Raw genomic sequence first — 21,763 nt, 5'->3', positions numbered from 1 at the left:
TTAGCGCGGCAACTGGCTCGCCGCTTGCGCGAGGCGCGTGACTTCGGCCCAATCCTGCGCGGCGAGCGCGGCCTTCGGCGTGAGCCAGGAGCCGCCGACGCACACGACGTTCGGCAGCTTCAGGAAGTTCGGCGCCGTATCGACCGTGATGCCGCCGGTCGGGCAGAACTTCAGCGCCGGGAACGGGCCGTGGAACGCCTGCAGCATCGGCACGCCGCCCGCCTGCTGCGCGGGGAAGAATTTCACGATGTCGTAGCCGAATTCGAGCGCCTGGATGATGTCGCTCGGCGTCATCACGCCCGGCAACAGCGGCAAGCCCGCGTCGAGCGACGCGAGATGCAGTTCCTTCGTCAGGCCAGGCGACACGCCGAACGTCGCGCCCGCGCGCTTGGCCTGCGCGCAGTGCTCGGGCTTCGTGATCGTGCCGACGCCGACGACGATGTCGTCCGCGAGCTGGCTCGCGCGCTGGATCGCCTCGAGGCCCGCCGGCGTGCGCAGCGTGATCTCGAGCACCTTCACGCCGCCCGCGTGCAATGCGCGCGACACGTTTTCGCCCTGCTCGACCGAGTCGAATGCGAGCACCGGAATAACCGGGCCCAGCTTCACGATTTCAGCAATCGTCTTCATTGAATTGGCTCCTTGAAATTCATGCGGCGACGCTGGCGGCCGTTTCGCCGACCAGCGTCCCGAAAACCGATGCGCCCTGCTCGGCCGGTGCGGCCGCCGCGCGGAACACGCCGAACAGTTCGCGGCCGAAACCGACTTCGTTCTCGGCCTGGTGCTGCGGCTGCGCGACCGGGCGCGCGTGCCATTCGGCGTCGTCGAGCTCGATGTCGAGCACGCCGGCCTCCGCGTCGATCACGAGCATGTCGCCCGTCTTCACCTTGCCGATCGGGCCGGCCAGCAGCGCTTCCGGCGACACGTGGATCACGGCCGGCACCTTGCCCGACGCGCCCGACATGCGGCCGTCGGTGACCAGCGCGACGTGGAAGCCCTGATCCTGCAGCACGCCGAGCAGCGGCGTCAAACGGTGCAGTTCGGGCATGCCGTTCGCGCGCGCGCCCTGGAAGCGCACCACCGCGACGAAATCGCGCTTCAGCTCGCCGCGATCGAACGCTGCCTGCACGGCTTCCTGCGAGTCGAACACGATCGCGGGCGCCTTCACCTTGCGGTGCTCGGGCGCGACCGCCGAGATCTTGATCACGCCGCGGCCGAGCCGGCCCTGCATCAGGCGCAGGCCGCCGTCCGGCTGGAACGGGTCGCGAATGCCGCGCAGCACCTTCGTGTCGTGGCTCTCGGCCGCGCCGTCGACCCACGTCAGCTTGCCGTCGATCAGCTTCGGCTCCTTCGTGTAGTGCGCAAGGCCCTTGCCGGCGACCGTCGTCACGTCCTCGTGCAGCAGCCCGCCTTCGAGCAGGTTGCGCACCAGGAACGCGACACCGCCCGCCGCGTGGAAATGGTTCACGTCGGCCTTGCCGTTCGGGTAGATCTTCGCGAGCAGCGGCACGACCGCCGACAGCTCGTCGAAGTCGTTCCAGTCGATCAGGATGCCGGCCGCGCGCGCGATCGCGACGAGGTGCAGCGTGTGATTGGTCGAGCCGCCCGTCGCGAGCAGCGCGACGATCCCGTTGACGATCGCCTTCTCGTCGATCACATGACCGATCGGCGTGTACTGGCCGCGCTCGACGGTCAGGTCGAGCACGCGACGCGCGGCCTCGGCCGTCAGCGCGGTGCGCAGCGGCGTGTGCGGATGGACGAATGCCGAGCCCGGCAGGTGCAGCCCCATCAGCTCCATCAGCATCTGGTTGCTGTTCGCGGTGCCGTAGAACGTGCAGGTGCCGTGGCCGTGATACGCGGCCGATTCGGCTTCGAGCAGCGCGTCGCGGCCGACCTGGCCGGTCGCGAACTGCTGGCGGATCTTCGCCTTGTCGTCGTTCGACAGGCCGCTCGTCATCGGGCCGGCCGGCACGAAGATCGTCGGCAGATGGCCGAACTGCAGCGCGCCGATCAGGAGGCCCGGCACGATCTTGTCGCAGATGCCGAGGCAGAGCGCCGCGTCGAACATGTTGTGCGTGAGCGCGATCGCCGTGCCCATCGCGATCGCTTCGCGCGAGAACAGCGACAGCTCCATCCCCGGGTTGCCCTGCGTGACGCCGTCGCACATCGCCGGCACGCCGCCCGCGAATTGCGCGACCCCGCCGTTCTCGCGCGCGGCCGCCTTGATGATGTCGGGAAAATCCTTGTACGGCGCGTGCGCGGACAGCATCTCGTTGTACGAGGACACGATGCCGATGTTCGGCTCGCGAATCGCCTTGATCGAGAACTTGTCGTTCCCCTCGAGGCCCGCGAAGCCGTGCGCGAGGTTCGCGCACGACAGCGCGCCGCGTGCCGGGAACTTGCCTTGCGCGCCGTCGATGCGCTGCAGATAGGCGGAACGGGTCGATTGGCTGCGGGCGATCACGCGTTCGGTGACCTTCGCCAGAGTGGGGTGCAGCGACGTCATGCTGGGCGCTCCTGTATGCCGGCCGACACCGGCGGTTGGAATCGTGGGGACGGTCGAGCTTCGTCGATCGAACGAAGCAAGTCTAGTAGAAAAACTACAAGCACGCAATGCGGATCGACGTACGTGCAACCGTTATTCCCGCTACCAGCAAGGCTCCAATCGGTAAAAACCCTAATTCGCGTGGCTAGCCTCGCATTCAAACCAGTGCGATTGCGCTAGTATTTTCATGTAGATTTTCTACAATTTGAGTGCGATACACTCGCTCATCCGAACCTGATTTCCACATGCCGTCCCATGCTGCCCCGCATTGAAGCGATCCGCGCCGAGTTGCGCCCGTCCGAGCGCAAGCTCGCCGACTACATCCTCGCCGCGCCGCGCGAGGTGCTCGACCTCGCGATGACCGAGCTGTCGACCCGCGCGGGCGTCAGCCAGCCCACCATCGCACGCTTCTGCCAGGCGCTCGGCTGCAGCGGCTTTCGCGAATTCAAGATCCGGCTCGCGCAGAGCGTCGCGCCGGGCGTGTCGTCCGTATACCGCGACGTCGAGCCCGACGAGCCGGCGCCCGGCATCATCGGCAAGGTGTTCGACCGCACGATCGGCGCGCTGATCGAGGTACGCAACAGCCTGTCGGCGGGCAGCGTCGCCGATGCGATCGCGCTGCTGTCGAACGCGTCGCGCATCGAGTTCTACGGCGCCGGCGGCTCGGGCATCGCCGCGCAGGACATCCAGCACAAGTTCTTCCGGCTCGGCGTGCCGAGCGTCGCGTATTCGGACCCGCACACGTTCTCGATGTCGTCGGCGCTGCTCGGCCCGCACGACGTCGTCGTCGCGATCTCGAACACCGGCCGCACGCGCGACATCGTCGACGCCGCGCGCTCGGCGCTCGCATGCGGCGCGAAAATCGTCGCGATCACGCAGAGCCATTCGCCGCTCGCGAAGCTCGCGACGGTCAGCCTCGCGTCGAACGTCGCCGAGGAAACGGACGTGTTCTCGCCGATGACGTCGCGGATGTCGCATCTCGCGATCGGCGACATCCTCGCGGTCGGCGTCGCGCTGTCGCGCGGGCCGGCGCTGATGGAACGGGTCGGCCGCGCGAAGGAGGCGATCACGCGGCGCCGGATCGACGACCCGACCAAGGACTAGCCGTCGCGAAACGCCGCGCGTAAACGACGAACGGCGCCCCGAGGGGCGCCGTCGCACATGATTCGATGGCGGCGTACTCGCCGGCCGCGCCGCTCAGAACGGCTTGATCACGACCAGCGCGACCGCCGCGAGCATGCCCAGCACCGGCAGCTCGTTGAACACGCGATACCACTTGTCGGTGCGGCGGTTCTCGCCGCGCTCGAACACCCGCAGCAGGTGCCCGCAATACGCGTGGTAGACGATCAGCAGCAACACCACCGTCACCTTCGCGTGAATCCAGCCCTGCCCCTGCCCGATGCCGATCACGAGCCACAGCCACAGCCCGCACGCGAGCGCGGGCACCGCGATCATCGTCATGAAGCGGAACAGCTTGCGCGCCATCAGCAGCAGGCGCCGCACCGCGGCCGGATCGGTCTCCATGGCCAGGTTCACGTAGATGCGCGGCAGGTAGAAGAGCCCCGCGAACCACGCGGCGATCAGAACGACATGGAACGTCTTGACCCAGAGCATTGCCATCGATTGTGCGCCTCGCGGTTGACTTACTGACGGCCTTCGCCGTGCCCGAGCACGACGTACTTCAGCGACGTCAGCCCCTCCAGGCCGACGGGGCCGCGTGCGTGCAGCTTGTCGTTCGAGATGCCGATTTCCGCGCCGAGGCCGAATTCGAAACCGTCCGCGAAGCGCGTCGACGCGTTGACCATCACGCTCGCCGAATCGACTTCGCGCAGGAAGCGCATCGCGCGGTCGTGATCCTCGGTGACGATCGCATCCGTGTGATGCGAGCCGTAGTGGTTGATGTGCTCGATCGCGGCGTCGAGGCCGTCGACGACCTTGATCGCGAGCACCGGCGCCAGATATTCGGTATGCCAGTCTTCTTCCGTCGCGTCGACGAGCGGGCCGATGCCCGCATCGGCGAGCACCGCGCGCGCGGCCGCATCGACGCGCAGTTCGACCTGCTTGTCGCGATACAGCGTGCCGAGCGGCGGCAGCAGCTGCGCGGCGATGCCGCTCGCGACGAGCAGCGTCTCCATCGTGTTGCAGGTGCCGTAGCGATGCGTCTTCGCGTTGTCGCAGACGGTCAGCGCCTTCGCGAGATCGGCACGATCGTCGACGTACACGTGGCAGATGCCGTCGAGGTGCTTGATCATCGGCACGCGTGCCTCGTTGATCAGCCGTTCGATCAGGCTCTTGCCGCCGCGCGGCACGATCACGTCGACGAATTCGGTCATCGTGATCAGCTTGCCGACCGCCGCGCGATCGGCCGTCGCGACGACCTGCACCGCATCCTGCGGCAGCCCGGCCGCTTCGAGCCCTTCGCCGATCAGCTTCGCGAGCGCCGCGTTCGACTCGAGCGCTTCGGAGCCGCCGCGCAGGATCGTCGCGTTGCCCGACTTGAGGCACAGCGCGGCCGCGTCGATCGTCACGTTCGGGCGCGACTCGTAGATGATGCCGATCACGCCGAGCGGCACGCGCATCTGGCCGACCTGGATCCCGCTGGGGCGAAACTTCAGGTTGCCGATCTCGCCGATCGGATCGGCCAGCGACGCAACCTGGCGCAGCCCTTCGACCATCGTGTTCAGCGCCTTGTCCGACAGCGTCAGGCGGTCGACGAACGCCGCATCGAGCCCCTTTTCACGGGCGCGGGCGACGTCGCGTGCATTCGCATCCTTCAGCGCCTGCGCGTCGCGTTCGATCGCGCGGGCCACGGCGTCGAGCGCCGCGTTCTTCGCGGCCGTGCTGGCGCGCGCCATCGCGCGGGAAGCGTGCCGGGCGCGACGGCCCAGGTCGGTCATGTACTGATCGATATCCATCGTGTGACTCGAGAAGCGAGCCGCGCGGAGCGGCATGAATTCGTGGGGGAAGCGGGACGGCCATCCGGGGACGGCCATCCGGCGGGGTAACGGCCGCAAACCGCGCCGCGCCGGGCGGCGCCCCGGTCATCAAAGCATTGTAAGCGGGTTGCGCAGCGCGCGCTGAAGGCCCGAACGGGACTTAGCGTCGCACGCGACCCGCGGTCGGCGGTCGCTCGCCGCGGGCGCCCGCGACCGTCATCGCGAGCTGGAACAGCCCGTCCCACGGGTCGGGGGGCGGTTCGTCCTGCGTGCGGCGGCCCGGCGTGACGGCCGTGAGCCCCTTGACCTGCCGGTCGAGCTTCGCGGCAAACGCGAGCGCCTTTTCGAGCACCGCTTCCGACACGCGGTTCAGCGCGGGCGCGATCAGCCGCTCGCGCGGCCCCCACACGCGGTTCTCGCGCAGCAGCGCCGCGAGCGGCTTGCCGGCCGTCGTGCCGCGCTTGATCCGCAGCAGCGTGCGCAGTTCCTCGACGACGGCCCACATCACGAGCACGATCGCCTCGCCCTCGCCCTTCAGCCCGTCGATCATCCGCGCGAGCCGCGCGGCGTCGCCGGCGAGCATCGCTTCGTTCAGCTTGAACACGTCGTAGCGCGCGACGTTCAGCACCGCGTCGTGCACCTGCTCGAACGACAGCGCGCCCTGCGGATACAGCAGCCCGAGCTTCTGGATTTCCTGGTGCGCGGCGAGCAGGTTGCCCTCGACGCGCTCCGCGATGAACTGCAGCGCGCGCCGCCCGTCGTCGCCGGACGCGACGCGCTGGCCCTGCATCGACAGACGCTGGCCGATCCAGTTCGGCAGTTGCGCACGATCGACCGGATCGATCTTCAGCGCGACGCCGCCGTTCTGCAGCGCGGTAAACCATGCGGATTTCTGCGTGGCCGCATCGAGGCGCGGCAACGTGACGAGCATCAGCGCGTCCGGATTGGGCGTGGCCGCGAGCGTCTTCAGCGCATCGGCGCCCTCCTTGCCCGGCTTGCCCGACGGAATGCGCAGCTCGATCAGCTGGCGCTCGCCGAACAGCGACATCGCCTGGGTCGCGCCGAGCAGCACGCTCCAGTCGAAGCCGCGCTCGACCGTATGCACCGAACGCTCGGTGAAGCCGGCCGCGCGCGCGGCCGCACGAATGCGGTCGCACGCTTCCTGCGCGAGCAGCGGCTCGTCGCCGTAGACGGTATAGAGCCCGGCCAACCCCTTCGCGAGGTGCGGCTCCAGCGCATCAAGTCGCAATTGCATCGCTGCGTGCGCCCGCGATCAGAGCGGCGGCGGCGGCAGCGGCGCGCGCGGCGCCACGCCCGGCACCACGTCCTCCGGCGCCGGCGTCAGCGAATGGACGATCGCGAGACGCCGCATCAGCTGATCGACCGCGTCGTTCTGCATGTCGCCGTACAGGATGTCGGCTTCCTGCGCCTTCGCGTTCGTGTACTGGTCGCTGTACGTCATCGCGCGGTTCAGCGCGATCGCGCTCGGCGGGATCAGCACGGTGCCGTCCTTGCTGGTCAGCGTGTAGTTCAGCGTGTAGAACAGCGCGTATTCCTGCGCGGAGCCGTACTTGTTGAGCGTCAGCGTGTTCTGGCCACGCGACTCCCACATGCGCAGCACGGCGTCGGCGTCGTCCGCCGACTTGACGATCTTCGTGTCGCTGCCGGCCTCGACGAGGCGCGTGAGCCGCGCCCCGACGGACGCCGGCGCACCGGCCACGAACAGGTGCTTGAACGCGTAGTCCTGCTGGCCGCGCAACTGGAAGCCGCATGCCGACAGCACGACCGCGCTGCCGACGAGCATCAAAAACGATCTGCGGATCACCTTCGCTCCTTCTGGGTACGTCCGACGGCCGGCGGCCGTCAGACGACGATGTTCACGAGGCGGCCCGGCACGACGACGATCTTCTTCGCCGGCTTGCCGTCGCTGAATTTCGCGAATGCCTCGTCGGCCACCGCCGCCGCTTCGATCGCGTCGCGGCTCGCGTCCTTCGCGACCTTCAGCGCGCCGCGCACCTTGCCGTTCACCTGCAGCACGAGTTCGATCTCGGCCTGCTCGAGCGCGGCCTCGTCGACCTTCGGCCACGGCGCATCGAGCAGCGGGCCGAATTCGTCCGCGTAGCCGAGCGCCTTCCACAGCTCGAACGTGACGTGCGGCACGACCGGGTACAGCACGCGCAGCAGCACGCCGTACGTCTCGCGCAGCACGGCGGGCGTCGCGCCCTTCGCGCCGTCGATCGCGTTCAGCATCTTCATCGCGGCCGACACGACCGTGTTGTACTGCAGGCGCTGGTAGTCGAAATCGGCCTGCTTCAGCACGCTGTAGATCTCGCGGCGCAGCGCCTTGTCGGCATCGCCGAGCGTCGCTGCGTCGAAACCGGCGCGGGCGGCGAGCGCTTCGCGATTGCCGTAGCCGAAGCTCCACACGCGGCGCAGGAAGCGGCTCGCGCCTTCGACGCCCGCGCCCGACCACTCGAGCTGCTGCTCCGGCGGCGCGGCGAACATCGTGAACAGACGCGCGGTATCGGCGCCGTACTGGTCGATCAGCAGCTGCGGATCGACGCCGTTGTTCTTCGACTTCGACATCTTCTCGATGCCGCCGAGCACCACCGGCTGACCGTCCGCATTCAGCGTCGCGCCGACCGGGCGGCCCTTGTCGTCGTGCGTGACCGTCACGTCGAGCGGGTTGTACCAGGTCTTCTTGCCCGCCGCGTCTTCGCGGTAGTACGTCTCGTTCAGCACCATCCCCTGCGTGAGCAGGTTCTTCGCCGGCTCGCCGAACTTCACGAGGCCGAGGTCGCGCATCACCTTGGTCCAGAAGCGCGAATACAGCAGATGCAGGATCGCGTGCTCGATGCCGCCGATGTATTGATCCATCGGCATCCAGTAATCGGTGCGCGCGTCGACCATGGTCTCGGCGTCCGGCGCCGTGTAGCGCGAGAAGTACCACGACGAATCGACGAAGGTGTCCATCGTGTCGGTTTCGCGCTTCGCGGCCGCGCCGCACTTCGGGCACGTGCAGTTCAGGAACGCTTCCGACTTCGCGAGCGGGTTGCCCGAGCCGTCCGGCACGAGATCTTCCGGCAGCACGACGGGCAGGTCCTGCTCCGGCACCGGCACGTCGCCGCACGACGGGCAGTGGATGATCGGGATCGGCGTGCCCCAGTAGCGCTGGCGCGACACGCCCCAGTCGCGCAGGCGCCACGTGACCTGCTTGTCGCCGAAGCCGCCGGCGTTCAGGTCGGCGGCGACCGCATCGACCGCTTCCGCGTAGCGCAGGCCGTCGTACTTGCCGCTGTTCACGCAGACCGCGGTTTCCTTGTCGCCGTACCACTCCTGCCATGCGTCGAGCGAGTACGTCTGCCCTTCGCTCGCGATCACCTGCTTGATCGGCAGATCGTATTTCTTCGCGAACGCGAAATCGCGCTCGTCGTGGCCCGGCACGCCCATCACCGCGCCTTCGCCATAGCTCATCAGCACGTAGTTGCCGATCCACACCTCGACCGGCTCGCCGGTGAGCGGGTGCTTGACCGAGAAGCCGGTCGCGACACCCTTCTTCTCCATCGTCGCGACGTCGGCCTCGGCGACACCGCCGCGCTTGCATTCTTCGATGAACGCGAGCAGTTCCGGCTTGTCCTGCGCGAGGCGCGTGGCGAGCGGGTGCTCGGCCGCGATCGCGCAGAACGTGACGCCCATGATCGTGTCGGCGCGCGTCGTGAACACGCGCAGCAGCTTCTGCTCGCCGTCGAGTTCGTACGGGAAGCCGAAGTTCACGCCGAAGCTCTTGCCGATCCAGTTCTGCTGCATGATCTTCACGCGCTCGGGCCAGCCGAGGCCGTCGAGGTCGTTCAGCAGCTCATCCGCGTACTGCGTGATGCGCAGGTAGTACATCGGGATCTCGCGCTTCTCGACGAGCGCGCCCGAGCGCCAGCCGCGGCCGTCGATCACCTGCTCGTTCGCGAGCACGGTCTGGTCGACCGGGTCCCAGTTCACGGTGCCCGTCTTCTTGTACGCGATGCCCTTCTCGAGCATCTTCAGGAACAGCCACTGGTTCCACTTGTAGTACTCGGGCTTGCACGTCGCGATTTCGCGCGACCAGTCGATCGCGAGGCCCATCGACTGCATCTGGCCCTTCATGTAGTCGATGTTGTCGTAGGTCCACTTCGCGGGCGGCACGCCGTTCGCCATCGCGGCGTTCTCGGCCGGCATCCCGAACGCGTCCCAGCCCATCGGCATCAGCGTGTTGTAGCCGTTCATCCGCAGATAGCGGTACATCACGTCGTTGATCGTGTAGTTGCGCACGTGACCCATGTGCAGCTTGCCGGACGGATACGGCAGCATCGACACGCAGTAGAACTTCGGCTTCTGCGAATCTTCCTTCGTCTTGTAGGCATCGGCTGCGCGCCAGTCGCCCTGGGCGGCGGCTTCGACGTCGGCGGGTACGTATCTCTCGTGCATGGTGTGGTTCGGGCTAGGCTTTAAGCGGCGCGACGGCTCGCGCGCAGGATTGGATCGAAAATCGTGCGTGCCCGGCGGCACTGCAGGTTCGCTGTTGCGGGACCTGTTCGGGGTTTCCGGATATTTTCCGGGTTACCGGGAAAATTCCGGGTTACCTGGAAAAAACCTGCCAACCGGGAAAAACGTTGATTATACCGTCAGCGCCGGCCCATCCGGCCGGTCTTGCGGCGCGCGGCCCGTTCCCGCGGCGGGCGCGGACCCGCGTGGTGATCATCCGCGCGGCGGTTCGCCGGCGCGTCAGTGTCGCGCGCCCGCGGCGGCGGGCGCCGCGGTACCCGCCGGCGGCACGTCGGTCACGAAGCCGATCCGCGTGAGCCCCGCGGCCTGCGCGGCGCCCATCACCTGCGCGATCACGTCGTAGCGCGTCGCGCGCGACGCGCGCAGCCGCAACTCGGGCGGCGCGGCGCCCGCGGCGGCCGCCCGGAACCGCGCGGGCAGCGCGTCGAGCGCCACGGGCGCGTCGTCCCAGTAGAGCTTGCCCGCGTCGTCGATGGACAGCGTGACGGACTGCGGCGTGTCGCGCGCGACGCTCGCCGCGACCTTCGGCAGGTCGAGCCGGATCGCATGCGTCATCAGCGGCGCGGTGATGATGAAGATGACGAGCAGCACGAGCATCACGTCGATCAGCGGCGTCATGTTGATCTCCGCCATTGGCGCGGACGTCTTGTGGTGTTCGAGCCCGCCGAATGCCATGGTCGTTCCTCCGGAGCCGGCGCGTCAGGCGCCCTGCGCGCACACGAATACGTGCAGATCGCGCGCGAAGCCGTCGAGTTCCTCGGCGAGTTGCCGGACGAGCCGGCCGAGGATGTTGTACGCGAGCACCGCGGGAATCGCGACGACGAGCCCGAACGCGGTCATGATCAGCGCCTCGCCGACAGGCCCCGCGACGTTCTCGATCTGCGCCTGCCCGCTCGCGGCGATGCTGCCGAGCGCGTGATAGATGCCCCACACGGTGCCGAGCAGCCCGACGAACGGCGAGGTGCTGCCGATCGACGCGAGCAGCACCTGGCCGAATTCGAGGCGCCGCTGCGAGCGCAGCATCGCATGACGCAACGCGCGCAGCACGCGTTCGCCGCGCTCGACGCGCGCGGCCAGCGCGGCCGGGTCGTGGTCGTCGGCCGCGTCGCGCGCGGCTTCGGCGAGCGGCACGAACACGCGCTCGCGATCGGCGCCGGCCAGCGCGGCGATGCCCGCATCGAGCGACGGCGCGCGCCAGAACGCGGCGAGCGCGCGCGGCCCCTGCCGCTTCGCGCGGACCAGCAGCCAGGCTTTCATGAAGAGGAAGCACCAGCTGGCGACAGACATCGCCAGCAGCACATAGGAGACGGCATGCGTGATCGCATCGCCGCTTTCGAGGTAGTGGACAACGCCGGTGGGAATCGCCATCGGAGTTTCCTCGCGGGGTCAGCGCAGGCCGAGCACGTCCTGCATGTCGAACAGGCCGGCGCCGCGCGCCGACAGGAAGCGGACCGCACGCAACGCGCCCTGCGCGTACGACACGCGGCTCGACGACTTGTGCGTGATCTCGATGCGCTCGCCGATCCCGGCGAACAGCACGGTGTGGTCGCCGACGATGTCGCCGCCGCGCACCGCGGCAAAGCCGATCGACGACGGATCGCGCTCGCCCGTCACGCCGTGGCGGCCGTACACCGCGCAGTCGTCGAGCGAGCGGCCGAGCGCGCCGGCGACGGCCTCGCCCATCATCAGCGCGGTGCCCGACGGCGCGTCGACCTTGTGGCGGTGATGCGCTTCGATGATCTCGATGTCGTAGCCGTGCGAGAAATGCTGCGCCGCGAATTCGAGCAGCTTCAGCGTGACGTTCACGCCGACGCTCATGTTCGCCGCGAACACGATGCCGATCTTGGCCGCCGCGGCCTGCAGCTCGGCCTTCTGCTCGGCGCTGAAGCCGGTCGTGCCGATCACGAGCCTCACGTCGTGGCGCAACGCGGCCTCGATGTGCGCCATCGTGCCTTCCGGACGCGTGAAATCGATCAGATAGTCGGCCTGCGCGAACACGGCGTCGAGGTCGTCGGTCAGCCTGATCCCGGTGTCCTTGCCGAGAAACGCACCGGCATCCTGGCCGAGGAACGGCGAACCGGCGCGGTCGAGCGCACCGACGAGCTGCGCGTCGGCATCGTTGAGAACGGCTTCGATCAGCATCCGGCCCATTCGGCCCGATGCACCGGCAATCGCAATCTTCATGGCTTTCTAAACGACAGGTCTAAAGGCGGGCGGCGCATGCCGCCCCGTTTCCGCACGCCGGCCGCTTACTGCGCCGGTGCGGTGAGCGGCTGGTTCTGCAGGTTGTCCGAGCCTTGCGGGCCGACCGGCGGCGCCGCTTCGTTCGTCGCGTTCGGCTGCGGCGGACGATGGAACTGGAACTGCGGCTGGATCGCCGGCGCGGCGCCCGGCGGCTGGCCGCCCGGTACGGGCGCGCCGCCCGAGGCCTGCGCGGCCGGCGTGAACCGGCGCGACGCCGAACCCTGGCCCGACACCTGGTTGGTCGCGCGGTTCGCCGCGCGCGCCGCCTGCGCGTTCGCATCCTGGTCGACCACCGCGCCGGACGCCGGCTCGGCGGCCGGGCTCGCGGCAGCAGCAGCCTGCGCGGCACTCGCGGCCGCCGCGGCTTCGGACGCCTTCTTCGCCGCGGCAGCGGCCTTCGCCTTCTTGCCGCCGCGGTCGCCGTCGATGTCGGCGAGCAGGTCGAGCTCGGACGGCAGGTTGTCGGCGCCGGTCCAGCTCGCGACGCGATCGCCCGAGAAGTTGATGACGAGGTCGCGCTGCTGGACGATCGACGTCGAGCCGCGCTTGAAGTAGAAGAGGTAATCCCAGCGATCCGCGTGGAACATGTCCGCGAGCAGCGGCGTGCCGAGCAGTGCGCGGACCTGCTCGCGCGTCATGCCGACCTGCAACTGTGCGGCCTTCTCCTGCGACACGAAGTTGCCCTGCACGACGGTGATCCGATACGGCGTGATGCTCTGCGCGATGCGCTGCGTCACGCTGTCGTACGACGAACAACCCGCCAGCGCGACGACGGCGGCGGCAGCGATGATGGCACTCCGCATGCGACTCCTCTGAAAGTGCGAAAGCGATTCTGGGATCATTTCCTTCACCGTGCTGGCCCGCGTGCAGGCCGCGCGTATATCTGGAACGGCGAAAAGCCGGTAACATTGAAGCCCTGCATTGTACTCTAGGGATGCCTAGCCATGACCAATCCGACGGATCTCAAGAATATCGGGCTAAAGGCCACCCTACCGCGCCTCAAGATTCTCGAGATTTTCCAGCAGAGCCCCGTGCGTCACCTGACGGCCGAAGACGTCTACCGCAACCTGCTCAACGAGCAGCTCGACATCGGGCTCGCCACCGTCTATCGCGTGCTCACGCAGTTCGAGCAGGCCGGCCTGCTGTCGCGCAGCAACTTCGAATCCGGCAAGGCGGTGTTCGAGCTGAACGAAGGTTCGCACCACGACCACCTCGTGTGCCTCGATTGCGGCCGCGTCGAGGAATTCTTCGACGCCGAGATCGAGAGCCGCCAGCAGGCGATCGCGAAGGAGCGCGGCTTCCGGCTCCAGGAGCACTCGCTCGCGATGTACGGTTCGTGCACGACCGAGAACTGCCCGCACCGCAAGCACTGAATCGCGCCACCCGCACACAGCACGGCCCGGCCGGCATCTCGCCGCCCGGGCCGTGTGCTTTTTCGGCGCACGTGCCGTGCGCCCGGCATGCTTACAAAAGCCCTTCGGCGCGCGCGCAGGCAGGCTCGAGATCGAGCGCCCACGCGCGTTCCAGCGGGATCTCGTCGCAGTTCGGCTGCGGGCCGCCGCGATCGACGATCACGAAATCGCTGACCGCGTCGAGCGCGAGCAGCGGATGGTGCCAGACGCCCTTCGCATAATTGACGCCCTGCCAGCCCTCGGCCAGGAAAGCGCGCATCGCGTCGGGCCGGAATTCGCCGGCCGGCGCGACGACGATCGCGTAGCGCGACACCGCCGCGAGCGGGATGAACGCCTGGCTGCCGTGCGGATGGCGCTCCATCAGCGTGACCGCGACCGGCAGCGCGCGCGGCTGCGCACGAAACACGCTGACGAGCGGCCGACCGCCGTCCGCGCACACATCGATCGTCGCGAGATCGTGAAAGCGCTCGGTCGTGCCGCCGTTGATCGGGAAATGCCGCGCGCCTTCGAGCGCGATCACGTCGCCGAACGGCGCGAACGCTTCGCGGGTCAGGCGCTCGACGCGCAGGATCGGGGTTCCGCTCATGCCGCTGCCTCCTTCAAGCCGGCTCGCCCCACAGACGCAGGCGCGACACGCCGCCGTCCGGGAAGATGTTGAACCGCACGTGCGTGACGGGGCCGAGCGCCGCGAGCTGGTCGAACGTGTGCACGTGATCCATCTGCAGCTTCTGCTCGCCGAGCAGCTCGGCCCAGAACATCGCCTGCGTGACGAGCGAATCGTCGGTGCCGCCCGTCACGTGCGCGGCCTGCAGCGAGCAGCGGTCGGGGAAATTGCCCTTGAAGAACGCCGTATCGACCTCGACGCGCCGGATGATGCCCGGCCGCGCGAGCGCGACGATCGCCCAGTCGTTGCCGGGCTCGCGGCGGCGCCGCGTTTCCCAGCCGTCGCCCATGTTCGCGCCGCGCCCCGGCATCAGCATCTGCGAGGCCGGGCCGAAGTGCTGGTTGTTCGCCGCCACGAGATAGCCGCCGTTCTCGATCGCCGCGAGATCGATGAGCTCGCCCGTCGGCACGTGACGCCAGTCGCGCTGCGGCTGGCCGTACACGCGCAGCCGCGCCAGCCCGCCGTCCGGATACAGGTTCACGCGCAGGTGCGTGACCGGCCGCGCATCGTCGACGCTCACGTAGTGATGCGAATTACCCTGCAGCGTCGTCGCGGGAACGATCGTGCGCCATTCGGCGTCGTCGGGCGGCGTGTCGCCGTCCACCGCGCAGGCCTCGATCGACGCGGCCGGCGGAAAGTTGCCGGTGAAGTGGCTCGTGTCGAGATCGACGCCATGGATCACGCCCGGCCGCGCGAGGCGCACCACGCAGAAATCGTGGCCGGTCGTGCGCTTGCGGCGCGTTTCCCAGCCGTCCATCCACTTGCCGTGGTCGTCGTACTTGCCGGGAATGAACACGGCCGGCTCGGGATTGAGCATGCGCTCCTTCGGCGCGAAGAATTCGTCGCTGGCGAAGAGCGCCTGCGCGCCGAGGCGCGGGTCGGCGAGGTTCATGTAGCGCCGCGTGAAAGCCGGTGCGTTCGGATCGAGAATGGGGGCTGCCATGTCGTCTCCATTGTTTTGAGAAGCGCCGGCGCATCAGCGCGCCGGTCGCATGAAGTTCGGTCGCGCGGCGCGGCCGGGGAAGCCGCGCCGCCCGGGCGTCGCGCTCAGAGCGCGTGGGCCTGATCGCCTGCGACCGGTGCGGCGCCGCCCGGCGCGTCGGCCACGTAGCGCAGCTCGCGGTTCAGCACGCGCGTCGCGCGGGCGCGGTCGATGTCGTTCTCCCATACCGCGACGACCACCGTCGCGACGCAGTTGCCGATCAGGTTGGTCAGCGCGCGGGCGATGCCGACGAACCAGTCGACCGGCAGGATCAGCACGAGGCCGAGCACCGGAATCGCGGGAATCGCCGACAGCGTCGCCGCGAGAATCACGATCGCCGAGCCGGGAATGCCGTGCGCGCCCTTCGACGTGACGAGCGACACGAGCAGCACGACGATCAGGTCGTGCGTGGACAGCGGCGTGTTGGTGGCCTGCGCGATGAACAGCACGGCGAGCGTCAGGTAGATCGAGAAGCCGTCGAGATTGAACGAATAGCCGGTCGGGATCACGAGGCCGACCGTCGAATCCTTGATGCCCATGTATTCGAGCTTGCTCATCACCTGCGGCAGCACCGCGTCCGACGACGCCGTGCCGAGCACGATCGACAGTTCCTCGCGCAGGTAGCGGATCAGCTTGAACACCGAGAAGCCCGCGAGCCGCATCACCACGCCGAGCACGACCGTGACGAACACGAAGCAGCTCAGGTAGAACACCGCAACCAGGTAGCCGAGCTGCTTGAGCGACGCGACGCCGTACTTGCCGGTCGTGAACGCGATCGCGCCGAGCACGCCGAGCGGCGCGAGCTTGATGATGAAGCCGATGATCCGGAAGAACACGTGCGACAGTTCCTCGATCAGCGAATTGACGCGCTGCGCCTTGTCGCCGAGCAGCGACAGCGCCGAGCCGAACAGCACCGCGAACACGAGGATCTGCAGGATGTCGCCCTTCGCGAACGCGTCGATCGCGGTGTCGGGGATGATCTTCATCAGGTAGCCGGCCGTGTCCTTCAGGCTTTCGGCGTTTTTAGCGTACGTCGACAGCGACGCCGCATCGAGCGAGCGCAGGTCGATGTTCATCCCGACGCCCGGGCGCGTGACCCATGCGAGGACGAGCCCGATGCCGAGCGCGAGCGTCGTCATCACCTCGAAGTAGACGACGGCCTTCAGGCCGACCCGGCCGACCTTCTTCAGGTCGCCCGCATTGGCCATTCCGCTCACCACGACGCAGAACACGATCGGGCCGATGACCATCTTGATCAGCTTCAGGAAGCCGTCGCCGAGCGGGCGCAGCGACTCGGCGAAATGCGGGAAGAACGCGCCGAGCGCGACCCCGAGTATCAGTGCGACGACTACCCGGCCAAACAGCGAATTGAGGAATTTCGACACGGCGCTCTCCCGATCCAACGGTTGCAGTTTCGTCTGTTCATACTGGTAAGACCAGTGATGTTATGGTGGATAGTAGGAAGCCGATATAGTCGCGTCAAGGACGGACAAAATAGGGATTTCCCGCCCCCGCGCACGTGCGGGCGGCGCGTCGGAAAGGGGCGGATCGTGGCTTTCCCGTAGCCGGTCGTGCACGGCCTGCGTGCGGATTACAATGCCGGTCAGACCGGCCATCGTTCACACCATGAAAAATGTTCCGCATACCGTGACCGACACCGCCATCGCGACGATCCGCGACCGGATCGAGGCAGGCGTGTACCCGGTCGGCAGCCTGCTGCCGGCCCAGCGCCAGCTCTCCGAGGAGCTGGAGATCAGCCGCGCGTCGCTGCGCGAGGCGCTGTCGACGCTCGAGGCGCTCGGGATGCTGCGCATCCGCGCGGGCAAGGGCGTGTACGTCGAAAGCGCGCAGGCGTCGGCCGCGCATCCGTGGCGATTCGCCGAGCAGTCGTCGCCGCCCGACACCTACCAGATGCGCTACGCGCTCGAAGGGTTCGCCGCGCGGATGGCCGCGCACGTCGTCAGCGACGACGACATCGCGTGGTTTGAGGACAACCTCGCCGACCTGCACGTCGCGCTGACCGACAGCGCACTCGACGAGGCATCGCGGCTCGACTTCGACTTTCACATGCGGATCATCCATCTGGCCGGCAACGCGGCGATCGAGTCGATCCTGCGCAGCAGCGCGGACATCATGAAGGAAAGCCAGCGCATGCCCTTCTACCGGCGCGAGCTGCTGCTGTCGACGTGGCACGAGCACCGCGCGATCGTCGACGCGTTGATCGCGCGCGATGCGGCCGCCGCCGGCACCGCGATCGAAACGCACATCGCGAACGCCGCGCAGCGCGCAGGCGTCTTCTTCCCGACGCCCGGCGCGTAATCCTCCGGCGCCGACGCCCGACGAAAAAGGCACGCGCCGCGCATCGCGGGCGTGCCCGTTTGCCAACGGCGCCGCTGCCGTCGCGACGCTAACGCCGCACCGTCAAGCGGCCTCGTTCGCGAAATCGATCAGCACCTTCATCGCACGCTGGCGATCGCCCGCCAGTTCGAACGCGAGGTTCGCATCGCGCATCGGGAACACGCGCGTGACGGCCGGCCGCAGGTCGACGCGCCCCGCGTTGATCAGTTGCACCGCCAGCGCAAATTCCGCGTGGAAGCGGAACGAGCCGCAGATCGACAGTTCCTTCGCGACCACGACGTTCTGCGGCAGGCTCACGTCGCCGCCGAGCCCGAGCTGCACGACGACACCGCGCGGACGCATCACGTCCAGCCCGTCGCGCAGCGCGCGCGCATTGCCCGAACACTCGATCATCACGTCGAACGTGCCCTTGCCGGCGCTGTAGCGTTCGACCCAGCCGCTATCGGCCGCCGCGTTGATCGCCCGGTCCGCGCCGAGCGCGCGCGCCACGTCCAGCGGCGCGTCGACGACGTCGGTCGCGACGATCTCCGCCGCACCGTGCACGCGCGCCGCCGCAACCGCCAGCACGCCGATCGGCCCGCAACCCGACACGAGCACGCGCTTGCCGATCAGCGGGCCCGCGCGCGACACCGCGTGCAGCCCGACCGCGAACGGCTCGGCCAGCGCCGCGAGCGACAGCGGCACGTGGTCGGCGACCTTCACGCATTGCACCGCGTCGCACACGAGCGCGTTACGGAACGCGCCCTGCACGTGCGGCATCCGCATCGCGCTGCCGTAGAAGCGCATGTCGAGACACTGGTTCGGCAGCCCTTCCAGACAGTAGCGGCATGCGCCGCACGGCCGGCTCGGATTGACCGCGACGCGGTCGCCGACCTGCACCGACGTCACGTCCGGCGCCACTTCCGCGACCGTGCCGGCTACCTCGTGGCCGAGCACCATCGGCTGCTGCAGCCGGATCGCGCCGAAGCCGCCATGCCGGAAGTAATGGAGGTCAGAACCGCAGATGCCGCCCATCGCGACGTCGACGCGCACCTGGCCCGGGCCAATCTCGCCCGCGTCCTGCTCCTCGACCCGCAGGTCGTTCGGCCCGTGGATCACGACACACATGCAACGCATACGCACGACATTCTCCTTGTCAGACAGCGCTCGTCAGCCCGCCATCGACGAACAGCGTCTGGCCGTTCACGAAATCGGATGCGGCCGACGCGAGAAAGATCGCCGCGCCGCACAGCTCGTCGACCTGCCCCCAGCGGCCGGCCGGCGTGCGCTTGCACAGCCAGTCCGAAAACGCTGCGTCGTCGACCAGCGCGCGATTCAGTTCGGTTTCGAAATAACCGGGCGCGAGCCCGTTCGCCTGGATACCGTGGCGCGCCCAGTCCGCGCACATCCCTTTGGTCAGCATCCGCACCGCGCCCTTGGTCGCCGCGTACGGCGCGATCGTCGGCCGCGCGAGCTCGCTCTGCACCGAGCAGATGTTGATGATCTTGCCGCGGCCGCGCGCGATCATGTGCCGCGCGACGGCCTGCGCGACGTTGAACACGCCGTCGAGGTTCACGCGCATCAGCGCATGCCAGTCGTCCGGGTCGAATGCGTCGAGCGGCGCGCGCCGCTGGATGCCGGCGTTGTTCACCAGGATGTCGATCGCGCCGACGCGCGCCTCGAAATCGTCGACCGCCGCGCGTACCTGCGCGTGCTCGGCCACGTCGAACATCGCGTGGTCGGCCGCGAAGCCTTCGTCGCGGAACTGGCGCGCGAGCGTCGCGGCCTTCTCTTCATTGCGATCGTTGATGACGATTGCCGCCCCGGCTTCCGCGAGCCCGCGGGCGAGCGTCAGCCCGATCCCGCGGCCGGAACCGGTAATCAGCGCGCGGCGGCCGTCGAGGCGGAACCGGTCAAGCGCGTGGGTCATGGATGTCTCCTCGTGCCAGTCGAGCCGGCTGCCCGTCGCGGCCGGTCTCGCGTGACGGTATCTTCGGCCGCCGGCCGGGTCCACGCCAATGGTCTTTTTTGATCCGGTTATCATGAAAATTGATTACCGTCTTCGTTGATGCCCCCGCCCATGGAACTCAAGCAATTGCGCGCCTTCGTCACGCTCGCGGAAGAGCTGCATTTCGGGCGCGCCGCGCAGCGCCTGTGCATCGTGCAGCCCGCGCTGAGCATGCAGATCAAGGCGCTCGAGGCGGAGCTCGGCGCGCGCCTGTTCGAGCGCGACCGGCACAAGGTCGAGCTGAGCGACACCGGGCGCGTGTTCCTGCCCGAAGCGCGGGCGACGCTGCAGCAGGCTGCGCGCGCGGAACAGACGGCGCGGCTGTCGAGCCGCGGCGAAATCGGTACGCTGCGGATCGCGTTCGTGTCGTCGGTCTTGCCGGCGCTGCTGCCGGCGGTGCTGCGCACGATGCGCGAGCACTATCCGCTGATCGCGCTCGAACTGAAGGACATGCCGACGCCCGACCAGATCGCCGCGCTGCGCGACCGGCGGATCGATTTCGGGATGGTCCGGCTGCCGGCCGCGTATCCGGGTATCGACACGCGCGTGGTGCTCGAGGAAGGGTTCGTCGTCGCACTGCCGCTCGAGCATCCGCTCGCCGCGCGCGACACGATCGCGCCGGCCGACCTGCGCGGCCACCCCACGTTCGTGCTCGCGCGCCGCTACGCGCCGGGCTTTCACGACGACATGCTGCTCGCGCTGAGCCGCGCAGGCACGACGCTCGAGATCGCGCAGGAGTTCGGCGAGTTCACGACGATGCTCGCGCTCGTCGCGGCGGGAATGGGGATCGGGCTGATCCCGGCGCAGGCGGCGAGCGCGCTGCCGCCGAACGTGCTCGCGCGGCCGCTCGATCTGGCCGGTCACCGCAGCGGCATCGGGCTCGCGTGGACCGATCTCGACAGCCCGCTGAAGCGGGCTTTCGTCGATGCGATCGAGCACGTGACGGCGAACGCCAGGCAATAAAAAACCCGGCCGGGAAACCCCGGGCCGGGTTCGTTCGCCACGCCGGCCGCCTTCCGGCGGCCGCGCGACGTGCACGATTACTTCGCGTTCGCGAATGCGATTGCCGTATCGAGCATGCGGTTCGAGAAGCCCCACTCGTTGTCGTACCAGCTCGACACCTTCACGAGGCGGCCCGACACCTTGGTCAGCGTCGCGTCGAACGTCGACGAAGCCGGGTTGTGGTTGAAGTCGATCGACACCAGCGGTGCGTCGTTGTAGCCGAGGATACCCTTCAGCGCGCCTTCCGATGCTTCCTTCATGATCGCGTTGACTTCCTCGACCGTCGTGTCGCGCTTCGCGATGAACGACAGGTCGACGATCGATACGTTGATCGTCGGGACGCGGATCGCGTAGCCGTCGAGCTTGCCGTTCAGTTCCGGCAGCACGAGGCCGACGGCGGATGCGGCACCCGTCTTCGTCGGGATCTGGCTGTGCGTGGCCGAACGCGCGCGGCGCAGGTCTTCGTGATAGACGTCCGTCAGCACCTGGTCGTTCGTGTACGCGTGGATCGTCGTCATCAGGCCGGTTTCGAGGCCGATCTTGTCGTTCAGCGGCTTGACGAGCGGCGCGAGGCAGTTCGTCGTGCACGATGCGTTCGAGATGACGGTGTGCTCGGCCTTCAGCACGTCGTGGTTCACGCCGTAGACGATCGTCGCGTCGACGTCCTTGCCGCCCGGCGCCGAGATGATCACCTTCTTCGCGCCGCCCTTCAGGTGCGCGCTCGCCTTTTCCTTCGTCGTGAAGAAGCCCGTGCACTCCATCACGACGTCGACGCCCAGCTCGCCCCACGGCAGTTCGGCCGGGTTGCGGTTCGCCAGCACGCGGATCTTGTCGCCGTTCACGACGAGGTAGTCGCCGTCGACCGACACTTCGCCCGGGAACTTGCCGTGCGCGGTGTCGTACTGGGTCAGGTGCGCGTTGGTCTTCGCATCGCCCAGGTCGTTGATCGCGACGATCTCGAGATCGTGCTTCTTGCCGTTTTCATAGAACGCGCGCAGCGTGTTGCGGCCGATACGGCCGTAGCCGTTGATTGCGACGCGAATCGTCATGGTTATCTCCTGATGGCTGAAAAAATTCGTTTCGTGCAGCTTCACGGGGCG

The 21,763-nt window shown here is 68.2% G+C and carries 21 protein-coding genes; 4 read left to right on the top strand and 17 right to left on the bottom strand.

Annotation, left to right across the window (positions count from 1 at the left end; all coding sequences use genetic code 11):
* Positions 1 to 627 (bottom strand): bifunctional 4-hydroxy-2-oxoglutarate aldolase/2-dehydro-3-deoxy-phosphogluconate aldolase, encoded by a 627-nt coding sequence (gene eda / locus CFB81_RS02955; protein WP_006483410.1) that lies wholly within the window; start codon positions 625 to 627, stop codon positions 1 to 3.
* A gap of 19 nt (positions 628 to 646) precedes the next feature.
* Positions 647 to 2,503 (bottom strand): phosphogluconate dehydratase, encoded by a 1,857-nt coding sequence (gene edd, locus CFB81_RS02950; RefSeq protein WP_069616760.1) that lies wholly within the window; start codon positions 2,501 to 2,503, stop codon positions 647 to 649.
* 294 nt (positions 2,504 to 2,797) lie between these two features.
* Here edd and CFB81_RS02940 point away from each other — a divergent pair, with 294 nt between their 5' ends.
* A complete protein-coding gene (locus CFB81_RS02940; protein WP_089434542.1) occupies positions 2,798 to 3,646 on the top strand; it encodes a MurR/RpiR family transcriptional regulator in 849 nt (282 codons plus the stop codon).
* Positions 3,647 to 3,739: 93 nt separating this feature from the next.
* Here CFB81_RS02940 and CFB81_RS02935 read toward each other — a convergent pair whose 3' ends face one another.
* From CFB81_RS02935 to CFB81_RS02895, 9 genes are all read right to left on the bottom strand, one after another.
* Positions 3,740 to 4,162, bottom strand: coding sequence for a CopD family protein (locus CFB81_RS02935; RefSeq protein WP_089434541.1), 423 nt, complete (start codon positions 4,160 to 4,162; stop codon positions 3,740 to 3,742).
* A 23-nt stretch (positions 4,163 to 4,185) separates the two neighbouring features.
* Positions 4,186 to 5,457 (bottom strand): glutamate-5-semialdehyde dehydrogenase, encoded by a 1,272-nt coding sequence (locus CFB81_RS02930; RefSeq protein ID WP_069616761.1) that lies wholly within the window; start codon positions 5,455 to 5,457, stop codon positions 4,186 to 4,188.
* Positions 5,458 to 5,638: 181 nt separating this feature from the next.
* Positions 5,639 to 6,733 (bottom strand): DNA polymerase III subunit delta, encoded by a 1,095-nt coding sequence (holA, locus tag CFB81_RS02925; protein ID WP_089434540.1) that lies wholly within the window; start codon positions 6,731 to 6,733, stop codon positions 5,639 to 5,641.
* 18 nt (positions 6,734 to 6,751) lie between these two features.
* Positions 6,752 to 7,303: an LPS assembly lipoprotein LptE gene (gene lptE, locus CFB81_RS02920; RefSeq protein WP_069616763.1), complete on the bottom strand. Its 552-nt coding sequence runs from the start codon at positions 7,301 to 7,303 to the stop codon at positions 6,752 to 6,754.
* A gap of 38 nt (positions 7,304 to 7,341) precedes the next feature.
* Positions 7,342 to 9,936, bottom strand: coding sequence for a leucine--tRNA ligase (leuS, locus tag CFB81_RS02915; RefSeq protein ID WP_089434539.1), 2,595 nt, complete (start codon positions 9,934 to 9,936; stop codon positions 7,342 to 7,344).
* Between the two features lie 297 nt (positions 9,937 to 10,233).
* Positions 10,234 to 10,689, bottom strand: coding sequence for a biopolymer transporter ExbD (locus tag CFB81_RS02910; protein ID WP_069616765.1), 456 nt, complete (start codon positions 10,687 to 10,689; stop codon positions 10,234 to 10,236).
* A 24-nt stretch (positions 10,690 to 10,713) separates the two neighbouring features.
* Complete coding sequence (locus CFB81_RS02905) at positions 10,714 to 11,382, bottom strand: MotA/TolQ/ExbB proton channel family protein (protein WP_089434538.1); 669 nt, start codon at positions 11,380 to 11,382, stop codon at positions 10,714 to 10,716.
* A gap of 18 nt (positions 11,383 to 11,400) precedes the next feature.
* Positions 11,401 to 12,198 (bottom strand): 4-hydroxy-tetrahydrodipicolinate reductase, encoded by a 798-nt coding sequence (dapB, locus tag CFB81_RS02900; protein WP_069616767.1) that lies wholly within the window; start codon positions 12,196 to 12,198, stop codon positions 11,401 to 11,403.
* 65 nt (positions 12,199 to 12,263) lie between these two features.
* Entirely contained in the window at positions 12,264 to 13,061 is a 798-nt protein-coding gene (locus CFB81_RS02895) for an outer membrane protein assembly factor BamE (RefSeq protein WP_069616768.1), read from the bottom strand.
* A gap of 141 nt (positions 13,062 to 13,202) precedes the next feature.
* Between CFB81_RS02895 and fur the strand changes: the two genes are divergently transcribed.
* Entirely contained in the window at positions 13,203 to 13,631 is a 429-nt protein-coding gene (gene fur, locus CFB81_RS02890) for a ferric iron uptake transcriptional regulator (protein WP_006400349.1), read from the top strand.
* A gap of 91 nt (positions 13,632 to 13,722) precedes the next feature.
* Here fur and CFB81_RS02885 read toward each other — a convergent pair whose 3' ends face one another.
* From CFB81_RS02885 to CFB81_RS02875, 3 genes are all read right to left on the bottom strand, one after another.
* Positions 13,723 to 14,256, bottom strand: coding sequence for an ureidoglycolate lyase (locus CFB81_RS02885; protein ID WP_089434537.1), 534 nt, complete (start codon positions 14,254 to 14,256; stop codon positions 13,723 to 13,725).
* A gap of 13 nt (positions 14,257 to 14,269) precedes the next feature.
* Positions 14,270 to 15,277, bottom strand: a complete 1,008-nt coding sequence (gene alc, locus CFB81_RS02880) for an allantoicase (protein ID WP_089434536.1) — start codon at positions 15,275 to 15,277, stop codon at positions 14,270 to 14,272.
* Between the two features lie 104 nt (positions 15,278 to 15,381).
* Positions 15,382 to 16,701 carry a C4-dicarboxylate transporter DctA gene (locus CFB81_RS02875; RefSeq protein ID WP_069616842.1) on the bottom strand — a complete coding sequence of 440 codons (1,320 nt, stop codon included), beginning with the start codon at positions 16,699 to 16,701 and terminating at the stop codon, positions 15,382 to 15,384.
* Positions 16,702 to 16,912: 211 nt separating this feature from the next.
* Here CFB81_RS02875 and CFB81_RS02870 point away from each other — a divergent pair, with 211 nt between their 5' ends.
* The gene (locus CFB81_RS02870) at positions 16,913 to 17,635 is read left to right on the top strand and encodes a FadR/GntR family transcriptional regulator (protein ID WP_179234852.1); all 723 of its coding nucleotides are present in this window, start codon (positions 16,913 to 16,915) and stop codon (positions 17,633 to 17,635) included.
* A gap of 102 nt (positions 17,636 to 17,737) precedes the next feature.
* Here the strand turns inward: CFB81_RS02870 and CFB81_RS02865 are convergent, their stop codons facing one another.
* Positions 17,738 to 18,796, bottom strand: a complete 1,059-nt coding sequence (locus CFB81_RS02865) for an L-idonate 5-dehydrogenase (protein ID WP_089434534.1) — start codon at positions 18,794 to 18,796, stop codon at positions 17,738 to 17,740.
* A 13-nt stretch (positions 18,797 to 18,809) separates the two neighbouring features.
* Positions 18,810 to 19,583, bottom strand: a complete 774-nt coding sequence (locus CFB81_RS02860) for an SDR family NAD(P)-dependent oxidoreductase (RefSeq protein ID WP_089434533.1) — start codon at positions 19,581 to 19,583, stop codon at positions 18,810 to 18,812.
* Positions 19,584 to 19,733: 150 nt separating this feature from the next.
* Between CFB81_RS02860 and CFB81_RS02855 the strand changes: the two genes are divergently transcribed.
* Entirely contained in the window at positions 19,734 to 20,624 is an 891-nt protein-coding gene (locus tag CFB81_RS02855) for a LysR family transcriptional regulator (RefSeq protein WP_089434532.1), read from the top strand.
* Positions 20,625 to 20,701: 77 nt separating this feature from the next.
* Here the strand turns inward: CFB81_RS02855 and gap are convergent, their stop codons facing one another.
* Positions 20,702 to 21,712 carry a type I glyceraldehyde-3-phosphate dehydrogenase gene (gene gap, locus CFB81_RS02850; protein ID WP_006476940.1) on the bottom strand — a complete coding sequence of 337 codons (1,011 nt, stop codon included), beginning with the start codon at positions 21,710 to 21,712 and terminating at the stop codon, positions 20,702 to 20,704.
* Positions 21,713 to 21,763: the final 51 nt, after the last annotated feature.

Origin of the sequence: Burkholderia sp. AU28863, from assembly GCF_002223195.1 — a bacterium.
Taxonomy (GTDB): Bacteria; Pseudomonadota; Gammaproteobacteria; order Burkholderiales; family Burkholderiaceae; genus Burkholderia; species Burkholderia sola.
The sequence above is the reverse complement of the archived record's forward strand: the minus strand, read 5'-3'. Positions and strand labels throughout refer to the sequence as shown.